This window comes from Acidimicrobiales bacterium (assembly GCA_036270875.1).
GTDB lineage: Bacteria > Actinomycetota > Acidimicrobiia > Acidimicrobiales > AC-9 > AC-9.
In genome coordinates, this window is record DATBBR010000071.1 from 1 (window position 1) to 19921 (window position 19921).

The window sequence follows — 19921 nt, forward strand, 5'->3', positions numbered from 1 at the left end:
CCCGGCCCACTCGAGCGCCCTGTCGAGGAGCTGCTCGCGGGGAACGATCTCGTTGATGAGCCCCAGCTCGAGGGCCCGCTGGGCGGGAAAGGCCTCGGCGGTGAGGAGGAACTCCATCGCCGCCGGGAACGCCAGCTGCCGGGGGAGGCGGACCGTGGTGCCACCCCCGGCGAAGAGACCGCGCTTGGGCTCCATCACCCCAAAGGTGGCGTTGGGGCTGGCGACGCGGATGTCGACGCCCCCCAGCATCTCCATCCCACCTGCCACGCACGGCCCATTGACCGCGGCCACGATCGGCTTGTACAGCTCGACGTTGCGCAGCACCGCGTAGGTCCCGTCCGTCAGCCGACAGCCGTCGACCTCGGTCACCTCCCCCGAGCCGATCTTCTCCGCCAGCGCCGTGACCTGGGGTATGTAGGTCTTGAGGTCGGCGCCGACACAGTAGGCGTCGTCGACCCCCGTGATGATCGCCACCCAGGCCTCGGGTTCGTCCTTGAAGCGCCGCCACGCCCGGGTCAGGTCCCGGAAGTGGTACATGTCCAGCGCGTTGCGCGTCTCCGGCCGGTCGATGGTGATCACCACCACGTGGCCGTCGCGCTCCTCATAGTGGATCGGCATGCGGCCGGAGACCTCCAGGGGCTCAGCGGACCCTGACATGGTAGTCAGGGATCGCGAGAGCTACTTCTTGGGCGCTATGCGAGTACGTCCATCTCATGGGGCCGGCCTCCGGCGCCGGGTCAGGCGAAGAGGAACCCGCCGCCGTCGACCATCAGGGTCTGGCCTGTCAGGTACCGGCTCGCGTCCGAGCAGAGGAACAGCGCCACTGGGGCGATGTCGTCCTCGGGGTCGCCGAGACGTCCCATCGGGTGGTCCCGCATGAACCGTTCGTGGGCGTCGGCGTCCCGGGCGGCGGCGTCCTGGCCCCGCTTGGAGGCGGCCCCCGGGCAGATGCAGTTGATGACGATCCCGTCCCGGCCCCACTCCCGGGCGGCAGTGCGCGTCAAGGCACGGATTGCTTCCTTCGACGCGTTGTAGGCGGCATAGCCCGGCATGCCCGTGATGCCCGCCGCCGATGCGAAGTTGACGATCCGGCCCCAGTGGGCCGCCTTCATATGGGGATAGACGGCCTGCATTGCCCCCAGCGTCGCCTTGGGTCCCGAGCTGTACAACACGTCGATGTCGTCCTCGATGACGTCAGCGACGGGTGCTGTCGGCCGGAACGTCTGAGCGTTGTTGATCAGGGCATCGACCCTGCCGAAGCGGTCAATGGTTCGGTCGACCATGTCATTGATCTGGTCGCGCCGATTGACGTCGCAGACCGCACCGAGCACGGGAACGCCGAGCGCCTCGAGCTCGGACACCGTCCGCGCGGATCGGTGGGCCTTCCACTCGGCCACGACGATGCTGGCGCCGTGCTTGCCCAGGTGGTGGGCCATCCCCCGGCCGATGCCCTGACCCGAACCGGTGATGATGACCACCCGTCCGGCGACGCCGTGCCCGGTCATTCTCGGAGGATAGAGTCCCGCCGTGCAGTACGCACTGTATCTGCCCCAGCTGCGCATGTCGTTCGGGGCGATCGAGGAACGGGCGACCGCCGCCGAGGCGCTCGGCTTCCGTTCGGTGTGGCTGATGGATCATCTCGCCGCCCCGGCCATGCCGGAGGCCGACACCCTGGAGGCGTGGACGGTCGCCTCCGTCCTGGCGGCGCGCACGTCCCGGATCCGCATCGGGCACCTGGTGCTGTGCGACGCCTTTCGGCATCCCGCGCTGCTGGCCAAGATGGCGGCGACGCTCGACGTGCTCAGCGACGGACGCCTGGAGCTCGGCATCGGCTGGGGATCGGTCGAGCAGGAGCTGCGGGCCTACGGCGTCACCAACGACGGACCCGCGGTGCGCGCCGGCCGGCTGTCGGAGACCCTCGACATCCTGAGGCTCATGTTCAGCGGCCGCCGGTTCGACTACGAGGGCCAGTACTACCGCTTGGCGGACGCCATTGGCCGTCCGGTCCCGGCCCAGGGGCAGGTTCCCCTCCATGTCGGCGGTGCAGGTCCCCGCCTCACCCTGCCCCTGGTGGCCCGCCACGCCGACTGGTGGAACTGCCCGTCGTACGCAGTCGACCGGCTCGACGACCTCCGCCACCAGATCGGGCGGGCCCGGGTGTCGACCCAGCACCCCGTGGCGCTGGCTCCCAGCCGCCAGGCGCGCGACGAGGTGGTCGCCACCGCCCGACGACGCTTCGGGTCGTGGGGCGGGCTGCTCGCCGGGACGGCAGAAGAGGTCGCCACGGCCCTGGCCGCCGAGGCGGCCGCCGGGGTGGAGCTGTGCATCCTGCAGTTCTCGGATTTCGGGGCGCCGGAGACGTTGGCGCGGTTTGCCAGCGACGTCGCCCCCGCCATCAGGGACGCTCCGTCGCCAGCTCGCCGCTAGTTGCTCAGCGTCTCCTTGACCGCGGACGCCTGGCTGAAGCGCAGCGCCCGGCTGGCCGGAATCGAGATCGCCGCCCCCGTCTGGGGATTACGGCCCATCCGCGCCGCCCGCTGGGACACCGAGAAAGTCCCGAACCCGGGCCAGGCCACCTTGTCGCCAGCCTTGACGCCGTCCACGACCGCCCGAAACGCGGCCGAGAGGACCGCTTCCGCCTCTCGTTTCTCCACACCTGCTTCGGCCGCCACCTTGTCGACCAACTCAGCCTTGTTCATGACACCTCCTCGTCACCTGGCTGCCACCGCCAGGGCGTCCTACGACCGTACGGGGTCGGGAGGCCCGAGTGTGTGATTTCGCCCCAACTTGGCTCTCAGCCCCGGGGCAGGCCGAGCACCCGCTCGGCGAGGATGTTCCGCTGGATCTCGCTCGTCCCCCCCGCGATGGTGCCCGAGAAGGAGCGGAGATACTGGGCCGCCCAGGACCCCTCCCGCCAGCCACCTGGGCCCATGATCGTGGTGTCGATGGCCTCAGGACCCAGCGCCTCGAGCCCGGTGAGGTACAGCCTTCGCTCCACCTCACTGCTGTAGAGCTTGAGCATCAGGTGCTCAGGCGACGTCTGTCCGCGCGAGAACTTGCCGAACCCTCGGTAGCCCAGCAGCGTGATGGCGTGGGCGTCGATCACCAGCGACGCCACCTTGTCGCGAAAGACGTCGTCGTCCGCCGGCCGGGGCCGGCCGTCTGCCTGGGCCGGCCTCCCGGGCCGGCCGTCTCCTCCGGCCCGCCCCAGCTCGATGAGCTCCTCCACGCCCCGCTGGACGCTGTGGGCGTTGCCGATCCACAGCATCCCCCGCTCGTGCGACAGGGACCCCTGGGTGATCCTCCAGCCGCCGTTGAGCTCGCCCAGCAGGTTGGCGGCCGGGACGCTCACGTCGGTGAAGAAGACCTCGTTGAAGTCGGCGTGGTGAGCCTCGGTCAGCTCAGGCAGCGGTCGACAGGTGATCCCGGGCGATCTCATGTCGATGATCAGCGCACTGATGCCACGGTGCTTCGGCGCCGTCGGGTCGGTGCGGACGAAGCACAGGCACCAGTCGGCGTGATGCGCTCCCGACGTCCACACCTTCTGGCCGTTCACCACGAACCGATCACCGTCGAGGACGGCTCGGGTCGAGAGTGACGCCAGGTCGCTCCCCGCTCCCGGCTCGCTCATGCCCAGACACCAGGTGATCTCGCCTCGCAGAGACGGCAGCGCCCAGCGCTGGCGTTGGCCCTCCGTGCCGTGGTCGATGATCGACGGTGTCACGATCGACAGGCCCTGCGGGTTCAACGACCGCGGGATCTCGCCCGCCGCCATCTCCTCGAAGTAGATCATCTGCTGCACGGCGGTGGCGTTGCGTCCTCCCAGCTCGGGCGGCCACCCCGGCACCAGCCAGCCGGCGTCGAAGAGCCGGCGCTGCCACGCCCGGGCCCAGTCGGGAAGGTGGGCACTCGACAGCTTGGCCTCCCTGAACTGCTGCTCAGGCGGGGCGTTGGCATCGAGCCACTCCCTCAGCTGGCGACGAAACTCCTCGTCCTCGTCCCGATAGCGGAGTCGCACAAGGTCAACTTACCGTGTGACCTGACACCGGCGTCATCTACAACGATGGTCAACGGCGGTGAGTAAGGAGCAGGCAGCCGGCGAGGGGGCCGCCCCCGGCGGCTGCCACCGCCACCTCGGGCGGCCCCGCCACCTGGCGATCCCGGCCCTCGCCCCACAGCTGAAGGCAGGCCTCGTGCAGGAACCCGTAGCCGTGGAGGCGCCCGGCCGAGAGCTGGCCGCCGTTGGTGTTGAGGGGGATCTCTCCGTCGAGTGCGATGCGCTGGCCACCGTCGACGAACGGGCCGCCCTCGCCCTTCCCGCAGAAGCCCAGCGCCTCCAGCCAGGCGAGGGTGATGAAGCTGAACCCGTCGTAGAGCTCGGCGACGTCCACGTCCGCGGGGCGGAGATCGGTGCGCTCCCACAACATCGCACCGGCATCGCGCAGCGCCATCGTCGTGAGATCGTCCCATTGGTCCCACGACGGGCGGCCCCGGATCGCCGTGCCCACCGCGTCGACCTGGATGGGCGTCCGCCGCAGCCCCGAGGCGGCATCGGCGCGCGACACGATTACAGCCGTGGCCCCGTCCGCGGGCACGTCACAGTCGAACAGGCAGAGGGGCGACGAGATCATGCGGGCGGCGAAGTAGTCGTCGAGCGACATCGGGTCGCGGTAGATGGCCTTCGGGTTGAGGGCGGCGTTCTTCCTGGCGTTGAGGGCGATGTGAGCCAGCTGCTCCCGGGTGGTCCCGAACTCGTGGAAGTGGCGTTGGGCGTAGCAGGCGATCCAGTTGGCGGCCGACGCTGCACCGAACGGCAGGGTCCACTGCATGAACCCACCGGCCCGGAACGACCCGCTGCCGCCTCCGCCCGACGTCACGCTGGCCCGGCCCTTCGTCCCCTGGGCCGTCGCCTCCCACACGCTCCGGAAGCACAGGACGTGCGTCGCCAGCCCCGCCGCCACCGCCACGCAGGCGTCGATGACCGACCCCAGCTGACCGGGCAGCTCCAGACCGCCGGTGTACCAGTCGAGCTCCAGCCGGAGCGCGTCCTGGACCTCGACCACGCCGGCCCCGGAGAAGCCCGGCGGAGTGTCCATGTTCCCGGGGTAGGTGGCGATGCCGTCGATGTCCTCGCGGGTGAGGCCGGCGTCGGCGATGGCGTCCAGGCAGGCGTCGACAGTCAGCCCCAGGGGCGATCGGTTGAGACGCCGGCCGACGTCGGACTGGCCGATCCCCGTGAGGACGGCGCCCCGCTCGCCGATGGACGCGCCGTCGGTCACGCCGCCGGCTCGAAGAGCGGGATCCAGACGTCCTCATGCTGCTCGAACAGCACCCGCACCGCCATACCGACCCGCACCGTCTCCACGCCGCAGTTGACGACGTTCGTCATGAGGCGAAGGTCCTCCTGCTCCTCGATCTCGACGATGGCCACGACGTAGGGGGGGTCCAACCCCGGGTACCAGGGTTGGTGGTTCACTGTGAACGCCGCCACCGTCGCCCGGCCGCTGACGGTGTGGGGCGCCAGCTCCCGGCTGAGGTCGATCGGGCACACCGGTGCCGGCGGGTGGACCAGGTAGCCGCAGCTCGAGCACTGGAGGAAACGCAGTTCGCCCGCCTCTCCTCCCCGCCAGAAGTGCTCGTTCTCGCTGGTCACCCTGGGCAGCACCCGGTACGGCCTGTCCGCCATGTCGTCGTCGCTTCCTTCCCCGTCGGGGCCCGTCTCCGACCGAGGGCGCCCCTCAGTCGGTCTCGCTCTCGGGAGCGGAGTCGAAGCCCCGCCGGGCGTAGGGAAGCGCCGCCACCGCTGGAAGCAGGCCGAAGCCGGGGAGGGTCAGCATGATCGACCCGACGAGCTCTTCCCAGCTCGCTCCGACCTCCTTGGCCAGCATGGCGTGGCGCTGCACACCCTCGGGATTGCGCAGGATGACGGTGCAGACCATCCGGATCAGCTCGTGGGTCTTGCGATCGGGGGCTTGCAACGAGTCGATCTGGGCCAACCAGGCGTTCTGGGCCTCGTGGAGGGCCGGGAAGACCTCGTGGAGGGGGCCCTCGAACGGGAAGTTCCAGTCCGGCTCCTTGTCAGACACGGACCCAATCATGCACCCGCACGCAGCGGGCGGAGACGCGGCACCCCTGACCCTCAGCTGCGCGAAGGCAGCGCCGCCGTAGCCTCACCCTCCACCTTGACCTCGCCGTCGGCGTTCGTCAGCGCGCACTCGAGGTCGACGAGGTTGTCGCCGTCGTCCTTGCGCTTGGCCTTCACCACGACCCTCGTGACGAACTCCTCGCCGGGCCAGGTCTGCTTGACGAAGCGAACCTTGTACCGGCGCAGGTTGCCGATGCCCACGTAGTCGGTGATGGCCTTCCCGAGGAGGCCGGCCGAGAACATCCCGTGGCCGAACACGCTGGGCAGCCCCGCGGCCTTGGCCTTGACCTCGTCGTGGTGCATCGGGTTGAAGTCCCCGGACGCCCCGGCGTACATCACGAGGTCCGTGCGGGTCAGCTCGTGGCGGACCTCGGGACCCGCATCACCCTCGCTCACGTCCTCGAAGAACAGCTTCTGCTCTCCCATGAGCCACCTTGCTAGCCAAGCCTGACACCACTGTCAACAACAGGAGGTGGGACGACGCCCGGGCCGACCGCGGGCCAAGAGCCGAGCCCCCTCAGGGGTCCCTGGGCAGGCCGAGCAGGCGCTCGGCGATGACGTTGCGCTGGATCTCGCTCGTTCCACCGGCGATGGTGAGGCAGCGGTTGGCCAGAAATCCACCCGTCCACGGGGCCGCGCCGCCCTCGACGGTCGCCCCCTCCGGGCCGAGCAGCGTCATCCCCGTCTCCTGGACGCGCTGGTCGTGTTCGACGCCGACGAGCTTGCGCACGCTCGACTCCGGACCGGGTTCGGCGCCGGACAGCGCCCGCAGGGTCAACCGGAAGCCGAGGACGGCCAGGCACTCCGCCTCGGCCAGGAGCAGCCCGAGATGGTCCATCGCCACCGCGTCGTCGGCGGCTCGGGACGCCATGAGCTGGATGAGGGACTCCACCCCGAGGCCGAACGACGAGCCGCTGCCCATGGACACCCGCTCGTTGGCCAGCGTTGTCCGGGCCAGCCGCCAGCCCCCGTTCACCTGTCCGACCACGCATTCGTCGGGGACGAACACGTCGGAGAGAAACACCTCGTTGAACATGGCCTGCCCCGTCAGCTCCCGCAGCGGCCGGACGTCGACGCCGTCCGAGCGCATGTCGACAAGGAAGTAGGTGATCCCGTCGTGCCTCGGTGCGTCAGGGTCCGTCCGGGCCAAGCAGATGGCCCAGTCCGCCCGCTGGGCGATCGAGGTCCAGACCTTCTGCCCCGTCAGCAGCCAGCCCCCGTCGACGCGGGTGGCCTTGGTGGTGAGTGAGGCCAGGTCGGAGCCGGCGCCCGGCTCGCTGAACATCTGGCACCAGGTCATCTCGCCTCGGAGGGTGGGGCCGACCCAGCGCTGCTGCTGCTCGGGGGTGCCGTGGGCGATGATCGTCGGCAGCGCCCACGCGCCCACGGCCAGCTGCGGGCGGCGGACGCGGGCCCGCTGCAGCTCCTCGTCCACGACGAGCTGCTCCACCGCACCGGCGCCCCTCCCCCACGGGCGGGGCCAGTGGGGCGCCATGTACCCCTCCTCGGCCAGCCGGCGCCGCGCGTCCTGTGGCTCCGCGCCAGCAAGGTCCTCGGCCAGCGCCCGTACCTCGATACGGATGGGCTCGGCCTCTTCGGGCAGGGCGATGTCGAGGCTGCGCCGGGCACCGGTCAGGGCGAGGCCTGCGACGCGCGCCCGCCACGGTTGCGGCCCACCGAGCAGGGCACGGATGGACGCGGCGCGCTTGAGGTAGAGGTGAACGTCGTGCTCCCAGGTGAAGCCGATCCCGCCCAGGACCTGCACGCAATCCTTGGCGCAGGTGAAGAACGCCTCCGGCGCCAGCACGCCCGCGACGGCGGCGGCGAGGGATGCCTCCTCGCGGTCGTCGGCGCCTCGCGCCGCGTCCCAGGCCACGGCCGCGGCCTGGCCGGCGGCGACGAGCATGTCGGCGCAGCGGTGCTTGACCGCCTGGAACTGCCCGATCGGGCGACCGAACTGCTCGCGGACCTTGGCGTGGGAGGCGGCGGTGTCGACGCACCAGTCCGCCCCGCCGGCGCATTCGGCCGCCATCACGATGGCGGCCAGGTCCGCCACCAGCCTGCTGTCCATACCGGACAGCTGGCGCTCGGCACCGAGCGTGACCCCCTCCACGACGACCTCGCCGACCCGCCGGGTGGGGTCCAGGCTGGGCAGAGGCTCGACCGTCAGGTCGCTGGCGTCGAGGGCGTACCAACCCTCGCCGTCGGGCCCGGTGGCGGGAAGGACGAACAGACCGGCCTGGGCCGCGCCCAGCACGGGCCGAGCCCGCCCCGACAGGCGCACGGCGCCCGCGCCGGCGGCGTCAGGCTCGGCGACGATCGAGGACGGGCCCAGCGCCACCGCCCCCCTCGTCGACCCGTCGCACAGCCCGGGGAGCATGGCGCGACGTCCAGCTTCCCCCCCGCCTGCGGCTATCACGGCGCTCGCCAGGACGGTGGGCAGGAAGGGCCCGGGCGCGACGGCCCGGCCGAGCTCCTCGAGGACGACGGCCAGCTCGGGCAGACCGAACCCCTGACCACCGTCGGCCTCGGCGACGTGGAGGCCGAGCCAGCCCTGCTCGATCAGGGACGGCCAGAAGGGTGGCAGCGCCTCGCCCTCGGTATCGAGCAGGGCGCGGGACACCGAGGGGGGGCAGTAGGCGTCGGTCCAGCGACGGACCGCCCGGTGGAGCGAGACGTGCTCCTCGCTCACTCCTAGCGGCACAGGTACCCCACCACGCCTTCGCCCGTCACGCGATTCGCTCGTCGTCCCTGGTGACGCTGATGGACTGGGTCGGACAGCCCTGCGCCGCCAAGACGACTCGCTCCTCGGTGTCGCCCTCGGGGTCCACCACGATGGCCAGTCCCTCGTCGTCGAGGTCGAACACCGCCCCCGCCCAGTACGAGCAGTTGCCCGAGCCCATGCAAGTCTCGCGGTTGATCGAGATCTTCAGGCCCATCACCCGAAAGGATGACACACGCGTCAGCTGGCATGGGCCTGCGCGCCCCGACCGCGTTCACCCGCTTCGAGCAGGCGGGCGATCTCAGCTACCTCCTGTTGCACGGACCGCGCGAACCAGCCGGCGGCCACGGCGTCGTACAGCCTGCCCAGCAGCGGGCCCATGTCCATCGTCTCCACGTGGTGCATCCGGGTGCCTCCCTCGACAGGCTCGATGTCGAACCAGGCATGCAGGGCGCGGGGGATCCCGTGCTCGAGGGTGACGTCGATCCTACCGGGGGGCTCCAGGCGGTAGCGGGTGACCACCGAGCCGGGAAAGCGCCCCAGGAACTTGCCATCCTCCCGGGCGATCATGCCGTCCGGGGTGTCCCCCAGCTTCGTGACCCAGACGATCTTGGTGTCGGCCTTGGTGTACTGGGCGGGGTCCAGCACGAAGTCGAAGACCTGCTGCGGGTCGACTCCCTTGATGATCGCCTCTGCCTCGCCTCGGATCATTCCGGACCTCCTTCGGTCGGCGGAGCACCACTTCGTTGGCGGAAGACCTCGTACCGCTCCCCCGCCGGCCCGACCCAGCGTGGATCCGGTTCCACCCGGTGCGAGATCCGGGCCCAGCGGGCCGCGTCGGCGGTGGATGTCTCCAGGCCCGCCGCCTGTCGAGCGAGGAACGCGGCTCCCAGGGCTCCGCCCTCGGGGACCGCGACCACGTCAACGGGCAGCGACGTGCAGTCGGCCAGGGCCTGGATCCAGGCCTGGTCCCGAGTACCGCCACCGGTGGCCACGATCCTCCGCACGGGCACGCCGCCGAGGTCGATGTGGTGGCGGACGACGAAACCGGCAGCCTCGAGCGCGGCCCGGCGGACGGCGGCGGCGTCGTGGGTGAGGTCGAGCTCGTGCAGCCCCGCCCGGCGATCGGGATCGTGGAGCGGCGTGCGCTCGCCGTGCGGGTAGGGGGTCCACACCGGCACCCGATGTGGGTCAGCGGGGGCGTCGGACCGAACCACCAGGCGAGAAGCCCAGTTGAGGAACAGGCCGCCCGAGCCGCTCGGTCCCCCCATCACCAGCTTTCCCGGCGTGGTGTGAGGAATGGTCCACAGCCCCGGAGGCTGGCGCCACTCCTGCAGGACGATCCAGGTGATGAGCGTCGTCCCGCAGATGACGAGCACGTCGCCGACCTCTTCGGCTCCGGCCACGATCTGCTCGGCCAGGGCGTCCACCGATCCCGAGGCGAGCACGGCGTCACCCACCCGCCCCACCGCCTCGCCCGTGGGCTCCACGCGTGGCAACTGGGCGACGTCGACTCCCATGGCCGCGGCCCGATCGGCGTTCCAGTGGTTACCGTCGAACAACGGAAAGCCGGAGATGGCGGCCCCGGTGTCGAGCACGGCCTCCCCCGACAGGACCTGGTTCGTCACGGCCTGAGCGGGCCAGTAGCCGCGGGCGTCGGGAAACTGCTTGGCCGACCAGCCCACGAAGGCCTCGAGCTCACCGCTGATCGGCGACGCGCTGCGGTCGGCGCCGGAGCGCCCTCGCCAGTCGCCGTACAGCAACCCCGGCGTGCGGGGAATGCCCCTCCGGTCCACGGCGGTGAGCGACGGGACCATCGCGGCCACGCACACGCCGCGCGCTCGCACGTCGCCGAGCGCAGCCAGTGCTCGTCGGGGGCCGCGTCGCCAGGCCCGGTTGGCGTCGTGCTCCATCGCGTCGCCGGTCGGGACCAGCACCGGATGCGGCACGCGGGCGCGGGCCACCACGTTGCCCGCGGCGTCGGCGGCAACCGCCTTGACCGACGTGGTCCCGATGTCGATACCGACCGTCACCTCGGCCATGGATTCCCAGACCGCATTCCCGCGAGCTCCTGACCTAGAGTGACGGAGACGTCAGGTTAGCCGCGGCCCTGGCCACTCACCACCGATGGACTTCACGATCACCGAGGATCAGGAGCTGCTGCGCAGCTCCGCCCGCCAACTCATGGCCGGCGAGTGCCCGACGAGCCTGGTGCGCGCCCACATGAGCGACCCGCAGGCGGCGGACCGCCTCTGGAGTCATCTCCGAGGCTGGATGGGGATCGCTGGTGGTCCGCTCGTGGACCTGTGCCTGGTCCTGGAGGAGACCGGGGCGGCGTTGGCGCCCGGTCCCTTCTTCCCCACGGCGGCGCTCTTCGCGCCCCTGCTCGTCGCTCTGGACCACGATCTCCTTCCCCTCGTGCTCGAAGGTGACGTGACCGGCACCGTCGCCATGGCAGGCGCCGACGGCACCTGGGCGCCCAACGACGACCCGACCAAGACCTTCGTTCCCGAGGCCGACCGCGTGGACCACATCGCCGTCGTCGGGGCCGGGCCGACCGTCGTGGTGACGGGGCGGCTCCCTGCCCGTCACGTCGCCACCGTGGACACGACCCGGCGGCTGACAGAGGTGGACACCGCGGGGGCGGGCTCGGGAGTTGCCGTCTCGCCCGAGACGATCCAGGACGTGCTGGAGCGGGCCTATGTGGCGCTGGCGGCCGAGATGCTCGGCACGGCCCGGTGGCTCCTCGAGGCCAGCTTGTCCTACGCCAAGAGCCGAGAGCAGTTCGGCCGGCCCATCGGCGCCTTCCAGGCCATCCAGCACAAGCTGGCCAACATGGCGCTCGCCTACGAGCGGGCGTGGAGCGCGGTGTACTACGCGGCAATGGCCATCGACTCGGGCGACCCCGACCGACACCGCGCTGCCCACGTGGCCAAGGCGGCCGCCGGGGCGGCGGCCAAGCTGGCGGCCAAGGACGGTATCCAGGTCCACGGAGGCATCGGCTACACGTGGGAGCACGACCTGCACCTGTTCATCAGGCGGGCGTACGCGTCGGAGCATCTGCTGGGTACCTCGGGCTGGCACCACGACCGGTTGGGCGAGCTGCTCATCCATCGGGCGGCAGGATGACGGAGCCGTGACCGAGCTGCTGACGGACCAGCTGCGCCTCATGGCCAGGCGACACCCCGACGAGGTCGGCTACCGCAACCTCGACACCGGCATCGCCTTGTCCTTCGCCCGCTGGAACGAGGAGTCGAACCAGCTGGCCCGGGGCCTGGCCGGCGCCGGGGTGGCCAAGGGCGACCGGGTGTCCATCTACCTCCCCAGCGAGGAGGTCCTCAACTGGGTCGTGGCGTACGCCGCCATCCACAAGGCGGGTGCCGTCGCCGTCCCCACCAACACCCGCCTGTCGGCGCCGGAGACGAGCACCATCCTCGGCCACGCCGAGGCGTCGGCCGCCATCACCTGCGCGTCACATCTCGCCACCCTCGAGGCCGCCCGCCGCAGCATCCCCACGCTCGGTCTGGTGCTGAGCACCGACGGGACGGCCGGGACCGAAGCGGTCGGGCCGGGCGTCGTGCCGTGGGCAGCGATCGCGGCGGACGACGCCAGTGAGTTCCAAGTCGAGCTGGCGCCCGACGACCTGGCCGACATCATGTACACGTCGGGCACCACCGGTGCGCCCAAGGGAGTGGTCGTCCGCCATCGCAACGCGTCGCTCCTCCCGAACGGCGAGCCTCATTGGACCGGAACAGCGTGGCTGCACGGATCCCCGCTGTTCACCTTCGCCGGCATCAGCTTCGTGTACAACCCCATGAAGCTCGGGAAGTCCGCCCTCTTCATGCCCAGGTTCGACGCCGGCCGCTGGCTCGACGTGGTCACGGCCGAGCGACCCGAGGCCGTGTTCATCGTGCCGGCGATGGCCCAACTCATCATCACCCACCCGCGGTTCGAGATGGCCGATCTGTCCGGCCTTCGGCTGTGCTCGCTCGGAAGCGCACCGGTCTCGGCCGCCGTGCTTCGCCGCCTCCAGGAGCGGATGCCCGCCGCCACCATCTCCAACGGCTACGGGATGACCGAGGCCGGGCCGGCATTCTGCGCCATGCCCAAGGACGAGGCATGGAAGCGGGCCGGCTCGGTGGGAAAGCCGATGCCGCCGATGGAGGTCCGCATCACCAGCAGCGAGGGGGACGACCTCGAAGCCGACGCCGTGGGTGAGGTGCTCATCCGGCTGGCGGGCCGCCAGCGCGAGTACTACCGGGACCCCGACGCCACCGCCCGCACGTGGACCGACGGGTGGCTCCACACCGGCGACCTCGGCCGGCTCGACGAGGATGGGTACCTCTATATCGTCGGGCGCACCAAGGAAGTCATCATCCGGGGCGGCAACAACATCTACGCCACGGATGTGGAGAATGCCCTCCTCGAGCACCCGGTGGTCCTGGAGGCGGCGGTGGTGGGGGTGCCTCACGAGGTGCTGGGCGAGGACCTGGCCGCCTTCGTGGTCACCGCACCCGACCAGGTGCTCGACGTCGAGGAGCTGCGCTCGTTCCTATCGAAGCGTCTCGCCGACTACAAGGTTCCCCGCCGGGTCGCCTTCCTGGACCAGCTGCCGCGCAACGCGACCGGAAAGGTCCTCAAGCACGAGCTGAGGCTGCCCCGATGGACACCCTCCACGCGCTGACTCTCGCCGACGTGCTGGCGGAGCACCGCCGCAGCTACCCGGAGCAGACCGCGGTGGTCTGCCAAGGCGACCGCTACACCTATCCCGAGCTGGACGCTCGCGTGAGCCGGCTCTCCAACGCGTTGCAGGCCGCTGGGGTCGGACCAGGCGACCGCGTCCTGTGGCTGGGTCAGAACTGCCACCGCCTCCTCGAATGCCTCCTGGCCAGCGCTCGGTCCGGCTCGATCTTCTGCGCCGCCAACTGGCGGCAGACGGCTCAGGAGCTCGCCTTCGTCATCAGCGACGTGCAGCCGGTCGTCGTCGTCTGGCAGGAGTCCGAGATCGGCCCGACGGTGGGCGAGGCGCGCCAGCTCGCGCCCTCGGCAGCCATCTGGATCCAGCACGACACGACCGCGCCGGACGGCTACGAGGCCGTCGTGGCATCGGCGTCGGCGAAAGAGCCCGTCGTCGAGGTCGATCCGGCCTCGCCCGTGCTGCAGCTGTACACCGCGGCGTTCAGCGGACGGCCCAACGGCGCCCTCCTGAGCCACACGGCCGTCATCGTGCAGGCGCTGATGATGGCCCGGCTGCAGGAGATCGACTGGGACTACGTCTATCTGAACTCCGGGCCGCTGTTCCACGTGGCGACCCTCATGACCACGATGGCCACCTTCCAACTGGCCGGGACCAACGTGTTCACCCCGCGAGTCGACGCGGAGGAGCTCTGTCGTCTGATCGAGGCCGAGCGGTGCACCGGCGCCTTCCTCGTCGGCCCGACCATCGACCAGGTCCTCGAGGTGAACCGCGACGGTCGTTACGACCTCAAGAGCCTTCGCAGCTTCCCCGGTCGGCCCGAGTGGAACGGGATGATCACCGTCGACACGAGCCCCTGGGCCCGCCGTCCCGCGGGCTATGGGCAGACGGAGGTCATGGGCATGCTCACGTTCAACGCCGTGGGCGGACCCGCCCTGGGCACGGCGGGCCGACCCTCACCAGTCTCCCGGGTACGGATCGTCGACCCCGACGGCAACGAGGTTCCCGCGGGTGAGGTCGGCGAGATCGTCGCCCGGGGTCCGACGGTCATGACTGGTTACCACGACCGCCCCGAGGTGAACGCCCAGCGCCAGGCCGGCGGCTGGCATCACACCAACGACCTCGGTCGTCGGGAGCGCGACGGGTCGATCAGCTTCGTGGGCCCGAAGACCAGGCTCATCAAGTCGGCGGCGGAGAACATCTACCCCGCCGAGGTCGAGGGCTGCATCGCCCGTCATCCCGGCGTCGCCGAGGCCGCGGTCATCGGTGTGCCCGACCGGACTTGGGGCCAGAGCCTCAAGGCCATCGTGGTCCTGCGGAGCGGTTCGTCGGCCACCGCGGAGGACGTCATCGAGCACTGCCGGGCCAACATCGCCTCGTACAAGAAGCCGCGATCGGTCGAGTTCGTCGACCGTCTGCCGCGGCAGGGCTTCGCCGTGGACTACGACTCTCTCGACGAGCGCTTCGGCGGGGGCGGCTACCCGGGCCGTCGCTGACTCGCCGCCAACTGCAAGCGCTCGCCGGCTGCGTCGAAGCACTCCCCACTTCGCCGCCCGCGACGAGCCGCACTGTAGATCGCCCACGGGTCAAGCGGGCGGTTCTTCCCCCATGAACACGATCTGACGCTCGACGAACAGCCAGCGCCCGTCCCGCTTGACCAGACGGTCGTGGTACCGGCCGGCACTGGTGACGGGGAACTGGCCCGTGCCGGGCCCGACCCAGATGTAGTCGGTGCACGCCCGGGCGGCGTCGCCATCCACCTCGATCAGGGGGTTGACCGCCACGTGCTTGCCTCGCTGGCCATCCGGCTGGGCCTGAGCGATGAACCCCTTGATGGCCTCCGGACCCCTGTACACGCCGCCCATCACCTTGAACACGGCGTCCTCGGTGTACAGCTGCGCCCACTCGTCGAAGCGCCCGTCGTCGCACAGCTGGCAATAGAGGGCCAACGTCCGGCGGATGCCCTCCTCCTCGATCATCGCTGTTGGGCCCGCCTCCCGGGCTGGCCTTGCTCTTGGACCAGGTACGCCACGTCAGCCAGGACCCGCAGCATGTCGTTCAGGTGGGTGCAGCTCCTGACCCCCGTGAGCTGCTCCCGCACCGCCGAGCGGAAGTCGCCGATGGCCCGGCCGACGAGGTCGTCGACGTTCCCCGCCGCGAGGGGGCACTCGCCGAACGGCAGGACCGCCGGCGTTGCCTCTATCGACCGCACGATCAGCCCGTAAGGGTCGAGCACGGCCTGCAGCCCGTACTCGTGCAGCACCACCTCGGTCCCGTCCGGCTCTCCGTAGGAGTCGCGGAACATGGCGTCGACCTCGATGGGGTCGTCCGTCCCGTTCGGGGACGGAGCCGGCGGGTTCGGGCCCGGAGCCGGCCAACCTACGTCGATCCGTCGACGTCGGCGCATGGTGCGCGGCGCCAGGGGCCCAATGTCGTGCCAGGCGAGGCGGTCCGAGATCCCTCCGCCCCACAGCAGGTCGGGCGCCGGCGGGCAGTCCTGGAGTGGTATGCCGTCGCCGCTGGCGACACTGGCCATGGCCCGACCGCCGGTGCGCCAGCCCGAGCACACGTCGGTCATGGCCTCGAGGGCGGCAACGGGCACGCTCGAGCCGGGGGGCAGACCGGCGTGGGCCTCGGAGCGCACGCGCACGTAGCCCGAGATCAGCGTGGCCCCGGGCAGGTCGTCGAGCAGCAGGCCGAGCGGAGTGCCGCGCTCACCGGGCAGGACAGCGGCCACCTGGGCCCGGAACCCCGACCCCACCACCGATCCGACCATCGCCATCGCGTCGGGTCGGTCCGGCACCAGCTGGAGTTGGGCCAGCCGCCGACGGGGGTCGACCTCGGCATCCAGGGTGGCGGCGTCTCGCACCCGCGCCCCCTGGTCGGTCGTCTCGAGGTCTCGGGCGGCGCCGGCGAGGTGCAGCTGCGGACCGTCCCAGCTCATCTCGATATGCGTGGTCCGCCTCACCGTCCCCGGCCGGCGCGGCGGCGTGACGGTGGCCGGGGATCGGGGGGCGACCAGAGCCGGCACGCGGCGACGGTACACCTTGACGCCCGCCCGCACCGACGGCCCTCTGGCGGGCCGAGGCGCACCCCCGGTAAGAACGACCCATGGACCTGGGTCTGACGATCTTCCCGACCGACACCGCCATCGCGCCCGACCGGTTGGCCCGAGAGGCGGAGGACCGGGGCTTCGAGTCCCTGTTCTTTCCGGAGCACACCCACATCCCGATCGGCAGGCGGACGCCGTACCCGGCCGGCGGTCCCCTGCCCGAGGAGTATTCGCACAGCCTGGATCCTTTCGTCGCCCTGGGCGCGGCGGCCGCCGCCACCAGCCGGCTTCGACTCGGAACCGCGGTCTGCCTGGTCGCCCAGCGCGACCCGATCGTGCTCGCCAAGGAGGTCGCATCGCTCGACCACATCTCCGGAGGCCGGGTCGTCTTCGGCATCGGCTACGGCTGGAACATCGACGAGATGGAGGACCACGGCGTCGTGCCGTCCACCCGTCGCGCCCTGGTGCGCGAGAAGGTCCTCGCCATGCAGGGGCTCTGGCGAGACGAGGTCGCTGGCTTCGACGGCGAGCACGTGCGATTCGAGCCCTGCTGGTCGTGGCCGAAGCCGATCCAGCGCCCGCACCCGCCCATCCTGATCGGCGGCGCGCCTGGTCCGACCCTCTTCCGACACATCGCCGAGTACGCCACGGGGTGGATGCCCCTCACCGGCGTCGGGTCGCGCGACGTCCGGGCCGCCCTGCGGACGGCGGCAGAGGAGGCGGGACGCGACCCCGCGTCAGTGGAGGTCGTGCCGGTCTGGGCGCGGGCCGACCAGGCAACGCTCGAGCACTACGCCACGCTCGGCGTCACCCGCACCGTCCTCGGCCTCCCCCCGGCGCCACCGGACCAGGTGCTGCCGATCCTCGACGGCTACCGAAAGCTCATGGAGGCCGTGGGCTGAGGACCGTGCGGCGCGCTCGCCGGGCTACTTGTTGAGCGACTGGCAGGCGGCCTGGTTCTTCAGGGCCGCGTCGAGCTCCGAGGACGGGTACTTCTGGTCCAGGGAGTTGAGGCTCGTCCTCACCTGGTTCCCCGCGTTCTCGAGGGCGGTAGCGAGCCCCTGGGCCCCGCTGCTCAGGGCCGTCGGGTTGTCAGCGGGGAGTGCCTGCGCCTGGGTCTGCGCCTGCACGAACGCCGACTGGATCCCCTGGAGCCCGCTCACAAGGCCCTGGGAGATGGCCCGACCGTTGGGGACCGACGGAGCCCCGGCGGCCTGGACGCCGGAGATCATCGTGTTGGTCGACGCAACGGCGCCACCGAGGAAGTTCACGAACTGGGTCTTGACCTGTTGCAGGTCGCTGCCGTTCAGCCCCGACGTTGCGCTGTTGCTGCTGCTCTGCAGCTGGCCCACCCAGGAGGTGATCGCTCCGCACACATGGTTGGCCCACTGGCTGGCGGTGAGGCTGGCCTTGGTTGTCGATGAGCTCGAGCCGCTGGAGCTCGACGAGCCCCCGCCGCAAGCGACCGCCGTGAGCCCCAGGCTCAGCGCCACCGCCGTGACCGCGGTGGCTCGCGCCACCGACGACCGCCGTGCGAGCACGCCGATATCCAATGACCCACGCATGCCCCTCCCCCATTTCGCCGGCTTGTGTCGTCAGACTGTAGAGCACCGGGCGGGCCTCGAGTTAGGAGAGCACGGCATCCGCCAGGCGGCGCATGCCCTCGACCGCCTGTCGTGAGCGCGTCCACGGCGACACGATCAGCCTGTCGACCCCCGCTTCGGTCCACTGCTCGACGTCGTCGCGGGTCGCAAGCGGGCCGCCGACGGTCACCTCGAAGCGGGACGATTCCCGGCCAGCCTGGCGCCGGAACCGACGCAGCGTGGCCACCCGACGCGCCACCGACTCGGGTGAGTGGCCCATTCCCACCCACCCGTCGCCAACGCGGGCCGCCCGGCGCAGGGCGGCGTCCGACTCTCCCCCGATGTGGAGCGCCGGCCAGGGGCGCTGCACCGGCTTGGGCTCGAACATGACCGGACCGAAGTCGAAGAACTCACCGTGGTGCTCCACCACCTCGTCGGTCCACAGCCGCTGGCACACACCGATGGCCTCGTCGAGGCGCCGTCCCCTGGTGGCGAAGTCGAGCCCAGCCGCCTTCCACTCGCTCTCCAACCACCCCGCTCCCACCCCGACCTCGGCCCGACCCGCCGACACGATGTCGAGGGTCTGGACCGCCCGCGCAGCGACGAAAGGGTGGCGCAGGGCGAGGTTGTAGACGTGGGTGGCGAGACGCACCCTCGAGGTCCGCCCCGCCAGGTAGGCGAGCTGGGCGAAGGCATCGAAGACGGGCGTCGTGGCCGGTACCGGCGGGTGCGACTCCCCCGGGTGTGGAGACCGCGTCATCTCGACCGGGAAGACCAGATGCTCCGGCAGCCACACGGACTCGAAGCCCAGCTCCTCGGCCGCGACCGTCACCTCCTCGAAGAAGGCCGGGTTGAGCCGGCCCAGGGCGATTCCGAGCCTCACGTCGTGTGGCCAGCGGCGTTGCCGCTCCGGCCCGGCCTCCTGGGCGGTGTCACGTTCTCTGACATGGTAGTCATGCCTGTTTCGTCGCACCTGACCAGGTAGTTCACCGATTCTTCCGCCATCGATTCCGCCGTCAGCTCGGCACCCCGTGGATGGCGTCCGATACCGCCGTGGCGACACGCGCTTTCCGCCCTCGTAAACGTGCCCGTAAACCCGCAAAAGGGTCGCCGTGTCGTGGCCAAGCTGCTCGGCCACGGCGACTGGGTTCTCCCCCGCCTTGAGGGCGAGACTGGCGGCCGTGTGGCGGCAGTCGTGGACGCGGCGACGGCGTATGTCCTCCCACGACTGGAGCTTTCTCCAGGCCGCTGTCACCGTGTCCGGTCGCCACGGCTGCCTGTCGGCATGGGCGAACATGCTGCCGCTCGTCCCACGGACGCCCGAGTCGTAGCTCCTCCTATCGGCGCTGGAGCCTCCAGGACTCGAGGAGGGTGACCGTATGGTCATCGAGACTCGTTGTGACGAGCGAGCGCAGACGTACTTTTCCTTGCGGCGTCTGCCCCGGCCGGCCCCCAAGCCCGGCGGGGTAGTCCGCTACCTTTCACGGGCGCAACCCGTTAGACCGGTGTGCGTCGATACACACCGACCGCAGGCGCCGGCCACTGCTTGGCAGCCACGGGTGCCCCGGGTCCAAACTGGCCTCGCGCTGGCTTGGTTCGTCACCGCCGTCTTCGGTGGGCCTGATCCGCCGCTCACGACCCCGCTCCCGACCGCGCTCACGACCGGCAGTAATGCTCCGTGAAGCTCTGCCCGGCCAGCTGGGCACTTTCTCTCGAGAGCCAT

21 protein-coding genes are annotated in these 19921 nt (G+C 70.8%); 5 read left to right on the forward strand and 16 right to left on the reverse strand.

Features of this window, described 5'->3' with window-relative positions:
• Both VH112_08295 and VH112_08300 read right to left on the reverse strand, forming a co-directional pair.
• Positions 1–618: enoyl-CoA hydratase/isomerase family protein (locus VH112_08295; protein HEX4540232.1), on the reverse strand; the 618-nt coding region annotated here is incomplete at its 3' end.
• Between the two features lie 119 nt (positions 619–737).
• Positions 738–1505: a glucose 1-dehydrogenase gene (locus VH112_08300; protein ID HEX4540233.1), complete on the reverse strand. Its 768-nt coding sequence runs from the start codon at positions 1503–1505 to the stop codon at positions 738–740.
• A 22-nt stretch (positions 1506–1527) separates the two neighbouring features.
• On the opposite strand from VH112_08300, the gene VH112_08305 reads away from it, so the two are divergent.
• On the forward strand, positions 1528–2427 hold the full coding sequence (locus VH112_08305) for an LLM class flavin-dependent oxidoreductase (GenBank protein HEX4540234.1): 900 nt from the start codon (positions 1528–1530) through the stop codon (positions 2425–2427).
• Here VH112_08305 and VH112_08310 read toward each other — a convergent pair.
• The 10 genes from VH112_08310 to VH112_08355 all read right to left on the reverse strand — a co-directional run bounded on the left by VH112_08310 (position 2424) and on the right by VH112_08355 (position 10909).
• Positions 2424–2699, reverse strand: coding sequence for an HU family DNA-binding protein (locus VH112_08310; protein HEX4540235.1), 276 nt, complete (start codon positions 2697–2699; stop codon positions 2424–2426). The genes VH112_08305 and VH112_08310 overlap by 4 nt on opposite strands.
• A 95-nt stretch (positions 2700–2794) precedes the next feature.
• Positions 2795–4018, reverse strand: coding sequence for an acyl-CoA dehydrogenase family protein (locus VH112_08315; GenBank protein HEX4540236.1), 1224 nt, complete (start codon positions 4016–4018; stop codon positions 2795–2797).
• 49 nt (positions 4019–4067) lie between these two features.
• Positions 4068–5279: a thiolase family protein gene (locus VH112_08320; protein HEX4540237.1), complete on the reverse strand. Its 1212-nt coding sequence runs from the start codon at positions 5277–5279 to the stop codon at positions 4068–4070.
• The gene (locus VH112_08325) at positions 5276–5686 is read right to left on the reverse strand and encodes an OB-fold domain-containing protein (protein HEX4540238.1); all 411 of its coding nucleotides are present in this window, start codon (positions 5684–5686) and stop codon (positions 5276–5278) included. Before VH112_08325 ends, VH112_08320 begins: the two co-directional genes overlap by 4 nt.
• A 52-nt stretch (positions 5687–5738) precedes the next feature.
• Positions 5739–6086, reverse strand: a complete 348-nt coding sequence (locus tag VH112_08330) for a hypothetical protein (protein HEX4540239.1) — start codon at positions 6084–6086, stop codon at positions 5739–5741.
• A gap of 53 nt (positions 6087–6139) precedes the next feature.
• Positions 6140–6571 (reverse strand): MaoC/PaaZ C-terminal domain-containing protein, encoded by a 432-nt coding sequence (locus VH112_08335; GenBank protein HEX4540240.1) that lies wholly within the window; start codon positions 6569–6571, stop codon positions 6140–6142.
• A 91-nt stretch (positions 6572–6662) separates the two neighbouring features.
• Positions 6663–8837, reverse strand: coding sequence for an acyl-CoA dehydrogenase (locus VH112_08340; protein HEX4540241.1), 2175 nt, complete (start codon positions 8835–8837; stop codon positions 6663–6665).
• Between the two features lie 37 nt (positions 8838–8874).
• Positions 8875–9084 (reverse strand): ferredoxin, encoded by a 210-nt coding sequence (locus VH112_08345; GenBank protein ID HEX4540242.1) that lies wholly within the window; start codon positions 9082–9084, stop codon positions 8875–8877.
• Between the two features lie 23 nt (positions 9085–9107).
• Positions 9108–9578 (reverse strand): SRPBCC family protein, encoded by a 471-nt coding sequence (locus VH112_08350; GenBank protein ID HEX4540243.1) that lies wholly within the window; start codon positions 9576–9578, stop codon positions 9108–9110.
• Positions 9575–10909 carry an FGGY-family carbohydrate kinase gene (locus VH112_08355; GenBank protein HEX4540244.1) on the reverse strand — a complete coding sequence of 445 codons (1335 nt, stop codon included), beginning with the start codon at positions 10907–10909 and terminating at the stop codon, positions 9575–9577. The genes VH112_08350 and VH112_08355 overlap by 4 nt, the downstream gene beginning before the upstream one ends.
• A gap of 85 nt (positions 10910–10994) precedes the next feature.
• Between VH112_08355 and VH112_08360 the strand changes: the two genes are divergently transcribed.
• From VH112_08360 to VH112_08370, 3 genes are read left to right on the forward strand one after another with little or no spacing between them, the layout of a single operon-like run.
• Entirely contained in the window at positions 10995–11996 is a 1002-nt protein-coding gene (locus tag VH112_08360) for an acyl-CoA dehydrogenase family protein (GenBank protein HEX4540245.1), read from the forward strand.
• A 7-nt stretch (positions 11997–12003) separates the two neighbouring features.
• A complete protein-coding gene (locus VH112_08365) occupies positions 12004–13551 on the forward strand; it encodes an AMP-binding protein (protein HEX4540246.1) in 1548 nt (515 codons plus the stop codon).
• Positions 13530–15059, forward strand: coding sequence for an AMP-binding protein (locus VH112_08370; GenBank protein HEX4540247.1), 1530 nt, complete (start codon positions 13530–13532; stop codon positions 15057–15059). Before VH112_08365 ends, VH112_08370 begins: the two co-directional genes overlap by 22 nt.
• Before the next feature lie 90 nt (positions 15060–15149).
• On the opposite strand, the gene VH112_08375 is transcribed toward VH112_08370, so the two are convergent.
• Both VH112_08375 and VH112_08380 read right to left on the reverse strand, forming a co-directional pair.
• The gene (locus VH112_08375) at positions 15150–15542 is read right to left on the reverse strand and encodes a nuclear transport factor 2 family protein (protein ID HEX4540248.1); all 393 of its coding nucleotides are present in this window, start codon (positions 15540–15542) and stop codon (positions 15150–15152) included.
• Positions 15539–16594: a DUF2889 domain-containing protein gene (locus tag VH112_08380; GenBank protein ID HEX4540249.1), complete on the reverse strand. Its 1056-nt coding sequence runs from the start codon at positions 16592–16594 to the stop codon at positions 15539–15541. Before VH112_08380 ends, VH112_08375 begins: the two co-directional genes overlap by 4 nt.
• A gap of 80 nt (positions 16595–16674) precedes the next feature.
• Between VH112_08380 and VH112_08385 the strand changes: the two genes are divergently transcribed.
• Positions 16675–17517, forward strand: coding sequence for an LLM class F420-dependent oxidoreductase (locus tag VH112_08385; protein ID HEX4540250.1), 843 nt, complete (start codon positions 16675–16677; stop codon positions 17515–17517).
• 24 nt (positions 17518–17541) lie between these two features.
• On the opposite strand, the gene VH112_08390 is transcribed toward VH112_08385, so the two are convergent.
• Both VH112_08390 and VH112_08395 read right to left on the reverse strand, forming a co-directional pair.
• Entirely contained in the window at positions 17542–18180 is a 639-nt protein-coding gene (locus VH112_08390; protein ID HEX4540251.1) for a hypothetical protein, read from the reverse strand.
• A 61-nt stretch (positions 18181–18241) separates the two neighbouring features.
• On the reverse strand, positions 18242–19081 hold the full coding sequence (locus VH112_08395; GenBank protein HEX4540252.1) for an LLM class F420-dependent oxidoreductase: 840 nt from the start codon (positions 19079–19081) through the stop codon (positions 18242–18244).
• Positions 19082–19921: the final 840 nt, after the last annotated feature.